This is a genomic window from Streptomyces sp. NPDC051064 (assembly GCF_044455985.1).
Taxonomy (GTDB): Bacteria; Actinomycetota; Actinomycetes; order Streptomycetales; family Streptomycetaceae; genus Streptomyces.
Genome location: NZ_JBITFK010000002.1, coordinates 122200 through 135157 on the forward strand (window position 1 = coordinate 122200; position 12958 = coordinate 135157).

Below are 12958 nucleotides of genomic sequence, written 5' to 3' on the forward strand. Positions count from 1 at the left end.
TCGGAGAACACTTCCCGTCGCGGCCGTCGCTCCTCCACCATGGGCGGCATGCCGCTCAATGACATGCCGTGGTGGCGCTGGCGCAGCAACGTGCGCTCGGCGCTGCACATGCTCTCCGACCCCGTCTTCCATCACGAGTGCTGGCTGGCCGGCCGGGAAGGGTACGGCGACGTCACCGACGCCGTGTACCGCCTGGTCGAGGACACCTGGCTGGACAACTGGTCCGCCGAGAAATACGTGGGGACGATCTTCCGCGACTCCGCCGAGGCCGCCCTCGTGGACGTCGCCGCCCTGCGGGTGCTGCGCATCATGCACCAGATAGGCGCCGACGCCCCCGTCTCCGCCTATCTGGAGCACCCGGGCTGGCAGGAGGCGGTCGTGGCCGCCCGCGAGGCCCATGTGATGCTCGCCACCAACGACGGCGAGGACCCCGACACCCCGCCGCGGTCCCTGGACGTGCTCCGCATCATGACCAGATCGGCGTGACCTGCGGAGGGTGTGGCACCCTACGGGAATGACCGCGCCGCAGCCCGCCGAATCCGTACCCGCTGCCTCGGACACCGTCGCCGAGCAGTACGTCCTCACGCTCTCCTGCCCCGACAAGCAGGGCATCGTGCACGCCGTGTCGAGCTACCTCTTCATGACCGGCTGCAACATCGAGGACAGTCAGCAGTTCGGCGACCACGACACCGGTCTGTTCTTCATGCGCGTCCACTTCTCGGCGGACGCCACGGTCACCGTGGACAAGCTGCGCGCCAGCTTCGCCGCGATCGGGGACTCCTTCCGGATGGAGTGGCAGATCCACCGGGCGAGCGACCGGATGCGGATCGTGCTGATGGTCAGCAAGTTCGGGCACTGCCTCAACGACCTGCTGTTCCGCTCCCGCACCGGCGCGCTGCCGGTCGAGATCGTGGCGGTCGTCTCCAATCACACCGACTTCGCCGAGCTCGTCGCCTCGTACGGCGTCCCCTTCCGGCACATCCCCGTGAACAGGGAGAACAAGCCGGAGGCCGAGGCGCAGCTGCTGGAGCTGGTCCGGGGGGAGAACGTCGAACTCGTCGTCCTGGCGCGCTACATGCAGGTGCTCTCGGACGATCTCTGCAAGCAGCTGAGCGGCCGGATCATCAACATCCACCACTCCTTCCTGCCGAGCTTCAAGGGCGCCAAGCCGTACCACCAGGCCCATGCGCGCGGTGTGAAGCTGATCGGCGCGACGGCGCACTACGTGACCGCCGACCTCGACGAGGGGCCGATCATCGAGCAGGAGGTCGAGCGCGTGGGGCACGGTGTCACGCCGGACCAGCTCGTCGCCGTCGGGCGCGACGTGGAGTGCCAGGCGCTGGCCCGCGCCGTCCAGTGGCACGCGGAGCGGCGCATCCTGCTCAACGGCCGCCGTACGGTCGTCTTCCCGTAGGGATTCAGAGCCGACTGAGGGAGGCCGCGGCGAACAGGACGTCGCGGATCGCCTCGCGGTCGCCCTCCTGGCCCGCCGCGGCTTCCACCGGCAGCACATGACCGGCGACCAGCCGGCAGAACTCCACCCCGTCGAGCGCGACCTGCGCGACCGTGTGGGCGGGGGAGCCGAGGGCGGCCGGTGAGTCCAGGGCGATGTACCAGTCGCCGCCACCGCGGCCCTCGACCTCCAGGTGGAGGGAGCGACCGGGGGAGCCCGCGGTGACCAGGTGGCGGGCCGGTGCGGCCAGCCCCGCGCGGCGGCGCTCGGCCAGAGTGGCGGGCAGCAGCCGGGCGGCCAGGTCGATCATCCGGTGGAGGTGGGCGGCGGCGGGCGGCTCGTAGGGGTAGTCCACCGCGTCCGCGATGTCACCGCCGTGCACCCAGCACTCGAAGGCCCGCTCCAGGAGCGAGTCCTGCAGCGGGAGGGCGAAGCCGCCGTACGGGACGGAGAGCTCCGAGACGCCGCGGCCGGCGAACGACACCGTACGGACGAGGGAGTGACCCTGGTCACGCCAGGGCTCCCGCACGGCCCGGGTGGGAGGCCGCTGCGCGGCCGACCAGTACGCCTCGGTGCGCGCGGTCGGCGGCAGGGGGCGGTCGCCCTTCCCGAGCGGGTCGTCAAGGCCGAGGGCCTTGGAGACCAGACCGTCGACCGCCATGAGATGGCCGATCACCCCGGCGACCGTCGTCTTGCGGTTCACCTGCCGGTCGTCCTCGAACCACTTCAGCCGCACCGGAGCGTGCCACTCCGAGTCGCCGATGTCCCGCAGCAGCGCGTCGAGCCGTGCGGTCTCCGCGTCGTACGGCGTGGCCCACGCCGGCACGGGGATGCGCGCGGGGCGGCGGCCCAGACAGCCCTCCAGGACCCGGGACCGGAGCATCGGATCCAGGTCCAGGGTGCCGTCGCTGTGCAACAGTCCCACCGCGTCGCGCAGCCGCAGCGCCTCGTCGGCGCAGGGCGCGCACGAGGTGAGGTGCTCCTCTACGGCCGCCGTCTCCTCTGCGGAGCAGGCGGCCAGGGCCCAGGCGCCGAGGAGGGACTTGAGCACCTGGTGGGGCAGCGGCGGTGCGGGTGGTTCCGGAGGATCCGGAGGGCCGGGCGGTTCCGGAGGATCGGGAGGTGCCGGTGGTTCGGGCGGCTCCGAGCCGTCGGGCGGGACCGGCGGCAGCCTCTCCCGGTCGTCCGCGGCAGCCCTCGGCCCCGGTATGCGGCGCTCGACCGGCTGCTCCCCGTCGCGGCCGCTGCCGCCGTGGCCGCCGTTCACGGCGTCGGCCCGTAGCCGGGAGGCGCCGAGCCGGCCGGCGGCCGGGTGTTAGCGGTGGCGAGCAGCTGGAGGCCGAGCCGCAGCCGGCGCCTGGCCTCGTCCCCGGTGACACCGAGGTCGGCGGCGGCCTGCCGGTAGTCCCGGCGCTGGACGTAGGCGAGCTCCAGGGCGGCGCGCAGCGGCGCGGGCATGGAGGCGACGATGTAGTCGGCCCGGGCCGCCGCTGTGGCCTTGAGCACCCGGTGTTCCAGCTCCTCGGCCCGCGCGTCCGCGTCGGGCCCGTCGGCCTCGCCGTGCGTGCTGCGGATCCGCTGCACGGACCGGCGGTGTGTGAGCCGTGCCACCCAGGAGCGCATGGAGCCGTGCTTGGGGTCGTACGCGTCGGGGTTCTCCCAGACGTAGCCGAAGACCTCGCGCGTCACCTGGTCCGCGGCGTCCTCGTCGTCCAGCATGCGGTGGGCCTGGTTGTGCACGAGGGCGGCGAACCGGTCGTAGAGCTCACCGAGGGCGGCCGCCTCGCCACGCGCCAGCCGCTGCTGCATCCGGCGGTCCCAGCGCGGTGGTGCGTCCTTCGCCATCCAGCCCCCAGCCCTGTGCCTCTCGTCATGTCGAATGTAGTCGGCGGCCTGGTCCGGGCACGTACCTTTGCGGCAAGTACGTCCCTCAAGTGGCGCCGAATGATAGGGAATGCTTTGCCCCTTGCCTTTACCTGACCGGGTAAACGATCCTGAAGCGATCATTTTCTGGATGAATCCTGTGCCAGGCCGGTGGGCGGAAGGGTGTTTCACGGGGCGGGTACGCGGGCAGCCGCGAGGAGGAACGGAAACTTCCGGATCCTCCGGAGCCCCGGACGAGAGGCCGAGTCGCGTGACGCTGAAGGTGTACGAGACCGAGCAGGACGCGTGGACGGTGCTGCGGATCCACGGCGAACTCGACCTCGTGAGCTCACCCGTCGTGCGTCAGTCCGTCCACGGGGCGGTGGCCGCGGGCCGGCACGACGTGGTCCTCGACCTCTCCGGCGTCCTCTTCTGCGACTCCAGCGGTGTCGGCGTCCTGATCGCCTCCCGCCGCCTCATGAAGTCCTGCGGCGGCCGGCTGCGCCTCATCCTCCCGGCCCGCGGCGCGGTCGACGGCTCGCACGTCAACAAGGTGCTCGGCGCCCTCGGGGTCCGCCGGCTCTTCGACGTCTACCCCGACTCGGACGCGGCCACGGACGACGAGTCCCAGCCGCTCACCGCCTGAAACGCCGGACCGGCGCGAAATTGTCACACCCCTGCCGACCATCGGTGACACGTGACGCCGCTCGGCGTCGTACGCTCCCCGCATGGACAGCGCAGAGTACGAGCGCAAGATCGCGCACCGCTTCGCCGCCTTCGACCAGGACGGCAACGGCTACATCGATCGCGCCGATTTCAACGCCGCGGCGGCCCGTCTGCTCACCGAGTTCGGTACGACGGCCCGCTGCGACCGGGGCCAGTCCCTCTACACGGGCGCCGAGGCCTTCTGGCAGGGCATGGCGGGCATCGCCGACGTGGACGGGGACCAGCGCGTCACCCGGGAGGAGTTCGTCGGCGGGGCCGTGAAGCGGCTGCGTGACAACCCCGAACGCTTCGCGGAGATCGCGCGCCCCTTCCTGCGCGCGGCGATCACCGTCGCCGCCGGCACGGACCCCGAGGGCGGCGGGCCCGCCTCGGCGCCGGTCGCCGCGGTGGAGCGCGCCCTGCGGGTGCTGGGCGCCGCGGACGACATCGCGAGCGTCGCGGCCCGGAGCCTGGACACCGACCAGGACGGCCGGATCGCCGAGACGGAGGCGGTCGCCGCCTTCTCCGCGTACTTCACCGTGATCGAGCCCGACGCGTAGCCCGCGCGGGCGAAACCGGCGCGCAGCCAGCGCGATCGCCCGTGTCCGTGCGTCAACACGCCCAACGGCATGAGCAGTTCGTGCCCTTCCGCGGCCCGGCTCGGGGTGCGCCCCGGCCGGGCCGCGGCGCGGGGTCCGGGGTGGTCGTGGCTGACCGGGGGGCGTACGGACCGTGCGGACCGGGTGACGGAACGCATCCGGATCGCGGGTGCGCCCCCGGGGTGAACTGTCACCGGACGGAGTCGCGGGCCCGCGCTCGGGTACGCTCCGTTGGATGCGAGTGGTACTGGAACCGGAGGATCCGGGTTCGGCCCCTGTGGCCGCCCCGGGCGGTGCGCGGTGCCCTGCTCGTGACCCACGGAGCTGCGACGGGCCTGCCGGGGACTCGGTCCCCGGGGTGCCGGTGCGCTTCTGTTCGACTCTCCGCAGCACGCGTCGCACAGTATGGACCACGCGTACTCCTTCGCGCTGGAATATGCCCGAAGCGCTTGTTGCGGTGACTGTACGTCAACCATGCTGTCTCGCAGGGGAGTCACGTTCCGTGACCCTGAGGAGGCGCTAGGCGATGTGTCCGCCGGTTCGGATGGTGTGAGCGGTGCAGGTGCTTCAGGTTCAGCTGGAGGTCGGGCCGGATCCCGCAGAGGTGGGGCGGGCCCGCAGATGGGCGCGGTCGCGGCTGATCGGGTCCGGGATGGAGGACGACGAGCCGCTCGCGGAGACTCTGATCCTGCTGATCTCGGAGCTCGTCACCAACGCGGTGGTCCACACGGGCTGTCCGGCCGTGCTGCGGATGCTGTTCGGTTCTGCGAACCCGGCCGGTTCGGCGGGGACGGTGCGGGTCGAGGTGGCCGACACCAGTTGCCGTCCGCCCCAGCCGCGTCATGCGGAAGGTGAGGACACCAACGGCCGTGGCCTGGAGCTGGTGGACGGTCTGGCGGACCGCTGGGGCTGGCAGCCGGAGGGCGCGGGCAAGCGGATCTGGTGCGAGGTCGACCGGGGCGCCCCGGTGATGGTCCCGGTGATCCAGGAGCAGCCCGGCGACCGGGCCAGCGCATGAGGACACCGCCCGGCGACCGGGCCGGCGCCTGAGGACACCGCCCGGGGCGCCGCTCAGCGCCCCGGGACCGTCGAGCGGAACGTCCGCCGGTAGACCGTGGGCGACACCCCCAGCGCGGCCTGCACATGCTGCCGCAGCGAGGTGGCCGTACCGAAGCCGGCGTCCCGCGCCACCTGGTCGATCGACAGGCCCGTGGACTCCAGCAGCTGCCGCGCCCGCTCGACCCTCTGCTGGGCGAGCCACTGCCCGGGGCTCACGCCGACCTCCTCGCGGAAGCGGCGGGTGAAGGTGCGCACGCTCATCGACTCCTGCCGCGCCATGTCGCGCAGCAGGATCGGCTGGTCCAGCCGCCCGAGCGCCCAGGTCCGTGCGGCGGTCGTCGTGGCGAGCCCGGACTCGGGAAGCGGCCGCAGGATGAACTGCGCCTGACCGCCGTCGCGGTGCGGGGGCACGACGGTGCGGCGGGCGATGTCGTTGGCGACGGCGGTGCCGTGGTCGCGGCGCACGATGTGCAGGCAGAGATCAATCCCTGCGGCCACACCGGCCGAGGTCAGTACGTCGCCGTCGTCGATGAACAGGACGTCCGGGTCGACGCGGACCTTCGGGAAGAGCCGCTGGAAGTGGTCGGCCGATGACCAGTGCGTCGTGGCGGGCCGCCCGTCGAGGTATCCGGCAGCGGCGAGGACGTAGCCGCCCGTGCAGATGGAGACCATGCGGGTCCCCGGCCTGATGTACGCGAGCGCGGCGGCCAGTTCGTCGGTGAGCCGGCCCTCCTCGTGGACGGGTCCGAGTTCGTACGAGGCCGGGACGACGACGGTGTCCGCGGTGGCGAGCGCCTCGGGGCCGTGTTCGGCCATGATGCTGAAGTCGGCGTCGGTGCGGACCGGGCCCGGCGGGCGCACGGAGCAGGTCACGACGGAGTACAGCCTCTTGCCCGCGCCGGGCGTCTCCGCGCTCAGTGTGCGGCCGAAGATGCGTTGCGGGATGCCCAGTTCGAAGGGGATCACTCCGTCCAGGGCGAGCACGACGACGCGGTGACACATGCGGGCTCCTGCTCTCCCGCGGATGCTCTCCCGCGGATTGGGTGCGGCCGTCTCCGGCCTGATAAACGTACCGACCATGAAGGAGAAGCCGACCGTCCGCGCATCCATTCCCCGGCCCGCCGTCGTCCGCGCGGCGGCTGCTGCGGCGGCGCTCGTGACCGTGGCGACGGCGCTCGGCGTCCGATCGGCGGCGAGCGGGGACGTGGCGAAATACGCGGGCGACGCGCTCTACACCGTGCTGATCCACGCCCTGGTGGTCCTCCTCGTGCCCCGCGTGCGGCCGCTGACGGCCGCGAGCGCCGCGCTGGCCTTCAGCTGGGCGGTGGAACTGGCCCAGCTCACCGGCGTACCGGCCGAGCTGGCACCACGGAGCGCGGTGGCACGGCTGGTGCTCGGCTCGACGTTCAACGCGCCGGATCTCCTCTGGTACGGGGTGGGAGCGGGCCTGGCCTGGGCCGCCCACAGCCTCCTGCAGTCCGGGCGCTCCCTCGCACGGTCCTGACCCCGGTGGCCCGATCCCTGCGAAGGGTGTCCGTCCGGCCACTCGTGCGAAGGTGGCCTCGGGCCGGATGCTGAGCGGCGTGACTCGGACAACCGACGGCGCGACGATCGAGCGCGCCCCCCGCCACCGCTCCCGCCTGCGGATACACCGCGCGTGGATCGTCGCCGCCGTCACCTTCGTGACGATCATCGGCGGCGCCGCCTTCAACTCCCTGCCGGGCCTGCTCATCGAGCCCCTCAACGAGGAGTTCGGCTGGTCACGTGGCGAGATCGGCCTCGCCGTCTCCCTCGACATGGCGCTGTACGGGCTGACCGCGCCCTTCGCGGCGGCGCTGATGGACCGGTTCGGTATCCGCCGGGTCGTGGTCGTCGCGCTCAGCGCGGTCGCGGCCGGGGCTCTGGCGAGCTACTGGATGACGGCGGTCTGGCAGCTGATGCTCTACTGGGGCCTGCTCGTCGGGCTGGGCACCGGCTCGATGGCGATGGCGTTCTCGGCGACCGTCACCAACCGCTGGTTCGTGGCCCGGCGCGGTCTGGTGACCGGCATCCTGACCGCGGCCGGCGCCTCCGGCCAGCTGGTCTTCCTCCCGCTGTGCGCCTGGATCGTCGACAGGCACGGCTGGCAGCCGGCGACGGTGACGGTCGGGCTGGCGGCGTTCGTCGTCGTCCCGTTCGTCTGGCTCCTGATGCGCGACCACCCGGCCGACGTGGGCCTCGCCCCGTACGGCGGCGCGTACGTGGAGAAGCCGGGCCCCGTGACGGGCGCCGCGACCCGCGCCGTACGCGTCCTGATCGACGCGGCCCGCACGGGCCCCTTCTGGCTGCTGGCGGGCTCGTTCGCGATCTGCGGCGCCTCCACCAACGGTCTGATCCGCACGTACTTCGTGCCCTCGGCCCACGACCACGGCATGCGGATCACCGCGGCGGCCTCGCTGCTGGCCGTCATCGGTGTCTTCGACGTCATCGGCACGATCTTCAGCGGCTGGCTCACGGACCGCTTCGACGCCCGCAGGCTGCTGGCCGTCTACTACGCCCTGCGCGGGATCTCACTGCTGTTCCTGCCGGTGCTGATGGCCCCGACGGTGCATCCGCCGATGGTCTTCTTCATCGTCTTCTACGGACTGGACTGGGTCGCGACGGTCCCGCCGACACTGGCCCTGTGCAGGGAGCAGTACGGCGACGACAGTGCGATCGTCTTCGGCTGGGTCCTGGCATCGCACCAGGTGGGGGCGGCTCTGGTGGCGTTCCTCGGCGGGGTCGTGCGGGACGTGACCGGCTCGTACGACCTCGTCTGGTACGCCGCGGGGGCCCTCTGCGCGACGGCGGCCCTGATGGCCCTGGTGATCCGCCGCAAGGGGACGGCCCCGGTGGCGGCCGTCCACTGAGGGGCGGCGGTCAGCCCGTCCTCGCGACGCGGGCGGCTATCTTCCGCGCGTCCAGCGCGATCTCCCGCAGCATCCCGCTGATCGGGTTGGTGAAGCCGGTGAAGTAGAGGCCCGGTGCCCCCTCCGGGGTGCGTGCGCCGTGCACCACGGGGCGGCCGCGGCTGTCCAGTACGCCGAGGTGGCCGACCAGGCCCTCCAGGGCGCGTTCGTATCCGGTGGCCGCGATCACGGCGTCCGGGGTGATCCGGGTGCCGTCGGCCAGTGCCACGGCGTCCCCGTCGAACGACTCGACCGCTGCCACGGGCACCACCCGGCCGCGCTTCACCGCGTCGATCAGCCCGACGTCCTGGACGGGGATCGCGCCCTCCTTGACCCGGGAGTACAGGCCCGTGTCGGGGCGGGGGAGGCCCTGTTCCGCCAGGTCGGGGACGGAGACGCGGCACATCACCCTCCCTGCCCGGTCGACGAGGCCGACCGGCAGCCTGCGGACCAGGACGGCGGTGGCCTGGGCGGGCCAGCCCGCCGTGGAGCGGCGCACGATGTGAGGCGTCGTGCGGACCGCGATCCGCACCCGGGACGCGCCGCCCTCGACCAGGTCCACGGCGATCTCGGCGCCCGTGTTGCCGATGCCGACGACGAGGACGTCCTTGCCGGCGTACGGGGCCGGGCCGCGGTACCGCGCCGCGTGCACCAGCTCGCCGGTGAAGTCCTCGCGACCGGGCCACCGCGGGATCCGCGGGGTGTGGTTGAAGCCGGTGGCCACCACCACCGCCCGCCCGGTGAGCACCCGGCCACCGGTCGCGCTCAGCTGCCAGCCCGTGCCGTCGGCGGTCCGCTCGATCCGGGAGACCTCGACGCCCGTCACGACTTCCAGCTCGTGGTGCTCGGCGTACTTCTCCAGGTAGCGCACCATGTCGTCGCGCGACACCCAGCGCCCGAACTGGCGGGGCATCGCCAGCCCCGGGAGCGCCGACCAGCGCCGGGTCGTGTGGAGGTGCAGCCGGTCGTAGTGGTTGCGCCAGGACGTCCCGACGCTGCCGGACTTCTCCAGCACCACCGCTCGTACGCCCTGTTCCCGCAGGGCCGCCGCGGCGGCGAGGCCGCCCGGGCCGCCGCCGATCACATAGACCGGCCGGCCGTCGGTGCGGTCGATGGCGGCAGGCAGGGCTTCACCGGAGGTGGGGGTCGATTCGGGCATGGTTCGGAGCGTAATAGGACATGGACATGATGGGTTCCGGTCCGGACGGGAATCGGTTGCAAAATGATCACGAGACCCGGCGGCGGCCTTCACAGCCCGGGGGCGCCCCACACCGGGAACCAGCGTGAGAGGTCGTCCTCCACCCGGAGGTCGTCGCCGAGCGTGGCGCGCACCTGGAGTTCCAGCTGGTTGTCGCGCTTCTCGCCGCCGCCGGGGGCCGGGGCGAAGGGATAGAACGTCCCCCTCTTGTAGAGGTAGACCAGGGCCAGCGAACGCCCCTCCGGGTTCCGGAACCCGATCATCGAGCAGAGCAGATGGGGGCCGAAGCCGCCGTCCTGGAGGAGGGTGTTGACCGCGTGCAGGTCGTTGACCAGGGCGGCCGTGTCATCGGGCTCCTGACGGGCGAGCAGCCAGGTGTAGCCGTAGGTGTCCCGGCTGAATTCGACCGGGACCCCGCCCCGCCCCGTGTCCGCGTCGAGCAACTCCCGGACGTCCTGCTGGATGCGGGCGAACGTGCCGCCCTCCACCCTCGCGAAACACACCGACCCGAGCCCGGTCGGCGAGAAACCGGTGCCGGCCTGGAGGGTGAGCGCGGCCGACGGCACGGCGAAGAGCTGGTCGAGATCGGGGCGGACCGGCTTGCTGCGGCCCAGGATGCTGTCGAGCAGGCCCACGGAGGCTCCTTACGGGTGGGACAGGCCGGCGGAGATGCGGGCCAGTTGGTCCAGACGCTGTTCGAGGGTCGGGTGGGAGGAGAACAGCCGGCCCAGGCTCTCCTTGGCGGCGAAGGCGGGCACGAAGTAGAAGGCGTTGTACGGCTCCGCCTTCCGCAGGTCCTCCGTCGGGATCCTGGCCATCTGTCCGCTCACCTTGGTGAGGGCGGAGGCCAGCGCCGACGGCCGCCCGGTGAGCAGGGCGGCCGTACGGTCGGCGGAGAGCTCCCGGTAGCGGGAGAGCAGCCGGGTCAGCAGGAAGCTCAGGGCGTACACCACCGCGCTGATCAGCGGGATGAGCATGATGATGATGCCCGCGGGGTCGTTGCCCCGGCTGTTGCGGGCGAAGCCGCCCCACAGGGCGACCCGGGTGACGATGCCGGCGAGGACCCCGAGGAACGACGCGATGGTCATCACGGCCACGTCGCGGTGCGCGACGTGCGACATCTCGTGGGCCAGGACGCCTTCGAGTTCCTCGGGCTCCAGTCTGCGCAGCAGCCCGGTCGTGGCGCAGACCAGGGCGGTCCGCTCGCTGCGACCCGTGGCGAAGGCGTTCGGGACGTCGCTCCGCGCGATGGCCACCCGGGGTTTCGGCATGTCCGCGAGGGCGCAGATCCGGTCGATCGCGCCGTGCAGCTCCGGCGCCTCCTGCGGGGTGACCTCCCGGGCGCCCATGCCGTACGCCGCGATGCGGTCGCTGAACCAGAACTGGGCGATGAACAGACCGCCCGTGATGACCAGGATGACGGGCCAGGAGCCGCGCAGGGCGGCGAGCAGCACACCCACGATGACCACGTACAGCAGGCCGATGAAGAACATCGTGCCCACCATGCGGGTGGTCAGGCCTCGGTCCGGGGCGTAACGGGAACGTGTTCGTGCCATGGGTGCCTCCAGCAGCTCACCTGACTCCCATAGTGCTCCTTTCCGGTAGGAACCGGATGAAGAGGACTCAGGGCCAGAGGAGCTCGCGGGTCCAGCCCGCGCCGTCCCGGCGGTAGCGCAGCCGCACGTGCCGGCGCCGGTCGTCGCCCTGGAAGAACTCCACCTCCCGAGGCTCGACGACGTACCGCGTCCAGGTCTCCGCCTCGGTGTCAGGCTCCGCCCGCGCCCGCTCCCAGGCCGACTCGGAGGCCCGTACGAGGTCCTCGTACGCGGGCAGCACCTCGCTCTGCGAGCCGGTCAGTGCGGCGGCCAGCGCGCCGGTTGACCTGGCCCGCAGATCGGCCCGGCTCTCCTCCCGGGCCGCGGGGGCGGCCGTGCCCCGGACGCGCACCTGGCGGCCCTGCGCGGGCCAGTAGAAACCGAGCGCCGCGTACGGCCGGGCGGCGAGCTGCCGGCCCTTCGCGCTGGTGGCGTGCGTGGCGAAGTGCCAGCCGCGCTCGTCCGCGTCGTGCAGCATCAGTGTGCGCACATCGGGCAGGCCGTCCGCGTCCGCCGTCGCCAGTGTCATGGTGTGCGGCTCGGTCTGCCCGGCGGCCACCGCCTCGGCGAACCAGGTGTGGAAGAGGGGGAGCGGCGCGGCGGGCGCGGCGGACGGGTCGAAGCGGGGGAGGGACACGTCCCAGACGCGCTGCGCGTGGAGCAGGTCGCGGAATTCCTTCTGTGCATCGCTCATGGGTCCATTCCACAGCGTCCCGCGCCGGTGCGGAAACGCCGACGGCGGACCGCAGGGTGCGGTCCGCCGTCGGTGAGACAGGACGTGGGGGAGCCGCGAGGGAGCGCGGCGCCCGGCGTGTGCGGGGGAGTCCTGGCCGCCTACCTGACCGGCTTCTTGCCGGTGATGCCCAGATGGACCAACAGGGCGAGGTTCGGCCGGAGTTCGGCCTGCTTCACGCCCCAGGTGGTGAAGCTCTTCTGATGCGAGGCGACCCCCGCCATCATGACGACCAGGGAGCCCGCCACCGCGCCGGGGTTGACGTCCTTGTCCACCTTGCCCTTGGACTGGAGCTCCTTGACCGCGTCCGTCAGGGAGTTGGTGACGGAGCTCAGGACCTTCATGCGGATCTTGTAGAACCGCTTGTCGCCCTCGGCCGCGCCGAGATCGACGACGCGGAGGATCGCGTCGTGGCGCCGCCAGAAGTCGAGGAACCCCTCGACGAGTTCTTCGGAGGCCAGCCAGCCGGCCTTGCCGACCCAGGAGCGGTCACCGACCAGTTCGGTCAGTCCGGCACCTTCCTTGGCCATTTCCTCGGCGAGTTCGAGAACGGCGCCCTCGACGTCGGGGAAATACTGGTAGAAAGTCGCGGGTGAAGTCCCCGCCTTCCGTGCGACGTCGATGACTTTGACGTCCCGGTACGGCGAGGAGCTGAGCATCTCGCTGAGGCAGTCGAGCAGCTTCTGCCGCGTCGCCTGACCTCGCCGACCAGCCACGCGGCCGTCGACGGTGCGTACTTGTCCTGTCATGCCGTCAGCTTACCGAGGGGTGATCCGAGCGCGATCTGACCGACTGCAAATGGGGAACGCCCCAGTGCGGGCGGGGT

At 72.1% G+C, this 12958-nt stretch carries 15 protein-coding genes; 7 read left to right on the forward strand and 8 right to left on the reverse strand.

Translation table 11 applies throughout. The annotated features are described in order from the left end of the window. The first annotated feature begins 39 nt into the window (after positions 1 to 39). On the forward strand, positions 40 to 486 hold the full coding sequence (locus ACIBCU_RS07300; protein ID WP_104788089.1) for a hypothetical protein: 447 nt from the start codon (positions 40 to 42) through the stop codon (positions 484 to 486). 28 nt (positions 487 to 514) lie between these two features. Then, complete coding sequence (gene purU / locus ACIBCU_RS07305; RefSeq protein WP_104788091.1) at positions 515 to 1414, forward strand: formyltetrahydrofolate deformylase; 900 nt, start codon at positions 515 to 517, stop codon at positions 1412 to 1414. A 4-nt stretch (positions 1415 to 1418) separates the two neighbouring features. On the opposite strand, the gene ACIBCU_RS07310 is transcribed toward purU, so the two are convergent. Together ACIBCU_RS07310 and ACIBCU_RS07315 are read right to left on the reverse strand one after the other, a co-directional pair. Beyond that, positions 1419 to 2720: a maleylpyruvate isomerase N-terminal domain-containing protein gene (locus ACIBCU_RS07310; RefSeq protein WP_399229916.1), complete on the reverse strand. Its 1302-nt coding sequence runs from the start codon at positions 2718 to 2720 to the stop codon at positions 1419 to 1421. After that, complete coding sequence (locus ACIBCU_RS07315; protein WP_399229918.1) at positions 2717 to 3298, reverse strand: RNA polymerase sigma factor; 582 nt, start codon at positions 3296 to 3298, stop codon at positions 2717 to 2719. Before ACIBCU_RS07315 ends, ACIBCU_RS07310 begins: the two co-directional genes overlap by 4 nt. A gap of 289 nt (positions 3299 to 3587) precedes the next feature. Between ACIBCU_RS07315 and ACIBCU_RS07320 the strand changes: the two genes are divergently transcribed. The 3 genes from ACIBCU_RS07320 to ACIBCU_RS07330 all read left to right on the forward strand — a co-directional run bounded on the left by ACIBCU_RS07320 (position 3588) and on the right by ACIBCU_RS07330 (position 5638). Continuing rightward, positions 3588 to 3962, forward strand: coding sequence for an STAS domain-containing protein (locus tag ACIBCU_RS07320; RefSeq protein ID WP_362942492.1), 375 nt, complete (start codon positions 3588 to 3590; stop codon positions 3960 to 3962). 82 nt (positions 3963 to 4044) lie between these two features. Continuing rightward, positions 4045 to 4581 carry an EF-hand domain-containing protein gene (locus ACIBCU_RS07325; RefSeq protein ID WP_362942495.1) on the forward strand — a complete coding sequence of 179 codons (537 nt, stop codon included), beginning with the start codon at positions 4045 to 4047 and terminating at the stop codon, positions 4579 to 4581. Between the two features lie 595 nt (positions 4582 to 5176). Continuing rightward, on the forward strand, positions 5177 to 5638 hold the full coding sequence (locus tag ACIBCU_RS07330; protein ID WP_399229921.1) for an ATP-binding protein: 462 nt from the start codon (positions 5177 to 5179) through the stop codon (positions 5636 to 5638). 53 nt (positions 5639 to 5691) lie between these two features. Here ACIBCU_RS07330 and ACIBCU_RS07335 read toward each other — a convergent pair whose 3' ends face one another. Then, positions 5692 to 6681 carry a GlxA family transcriptional regulator gene (locus ACIBCU_RS07335; RefSeq protein WP_399229923.1) on the reverse strand — a complete coding sequence of 330 codons (990 nt, stop codon included), beginning with the start codon at positions 6679 to 6681 and terminating at the stop codon, positions 5692 to 5694. A 76-nt stretch (positions 6682 to 6757) separates the two neighbouring features. Between ACIBCU_RS07335 and ACIBCU_RS07340 the strand changes: the two genes are divergently transcribed. Continuing rightward, positions 6758 to 7183: a DUF2809 domain-containing protein gene (locus ACIBCU_RS07340; RefSeq protein WP_362942504.1), complete on the forward strand. Its 426-nt coding sequence runs from the start codon at positions 6758 to 6760 to the stop codon at positions 7181 to 7183. Positions 7184 to 7250: 67 nt separating this feature from the next. Then, positions 7251 to 8567 carry an MFS transporter gene (locus tag ACIBCU_RS07345; RefSeq protein WP_399229925.1) on the forward strand — a complete coding sequence of 439 codons (1317 nt, stop codon included), beginning with the start codon at positions 7251 to 7253 and terminating at the stop codon, positions 8565 to 8567. Between the two features lie 10 nt (positions 8568 to 8577). Here ACIBCU_RS07345 and ACIBCU_RS07350 read toward each other — a convergent pair whose 3' ends face one another. The 5 genes from ACIBCU_RS07350 to ACIBCU_RS07370 all read right to left on the reverse strand — a co-directional run bounded on the left by ACIBCU_RS07350 (position 8578) and on the right by ACIBCU_RS07370 (position 12881). Next, positions 8578 to 9765 (reverse strand): flavin-containing monooxygenase, encoded by a 1188-nt coding sequence (locus tag ACIBCU_RS07350; RefSeq protein ID WP_399229927.1) that lies wholly within the window; start codon positions 9763 to 9765, stop codon positions 8578 to 8580. A gap of 89 nt (positions 9766 to 9854) precedes the next feature. Next, positions 9855 to 10439, reverse strand: a complete 585-nt coding sequence (locus tag ACIBCU_RS07355; protein WP_399229929.1) for a hypothetical protein — start codon at positions 10437 to 10439, stop codon at positions 9855 to 9857. A gap of 9 nt (positions 10440 to 10448) precedes the next feature. Further along, positions 10449 to 11360: a zinc metalloprotease HtpX gene (htpX, locus tag ACIBCU_RS07360; protein ID WP_399229931.1), complete on the reverse strand. Its 912-nt coding sequence runs from the start codon at positions 11358 to 11360 to the stop codon at positions 10449 to 10451. A gap of 67 nt (positions 11361 to 11427) precedes the next feature. After that, complete coding sequence (locus ACIBCU_RS07365) at positions 11428 to 12093, reverse strand: pyridoxal 5'-phosphate synthase (RefSeq protein WP_362942519.1); 666 nt, start codon at positions 12091 to 12093, stop codon at positions 11428 to 11430. Positions 12094 to 12233: 140 nt separating this feature from the next. Further along, complete coding sequence (locus ACIBCU_RS07370) at positions 12234 to 12881, reverse strand: TetR family transcriptional regulator (RefSeq protein ID WP_362942522.1); 648 nt, start codon at positions 12879 to 12881, stop codon at positions 12234 to 12236. Positions 12882 to 12958 lie beyond the last annotated feature (77 nt).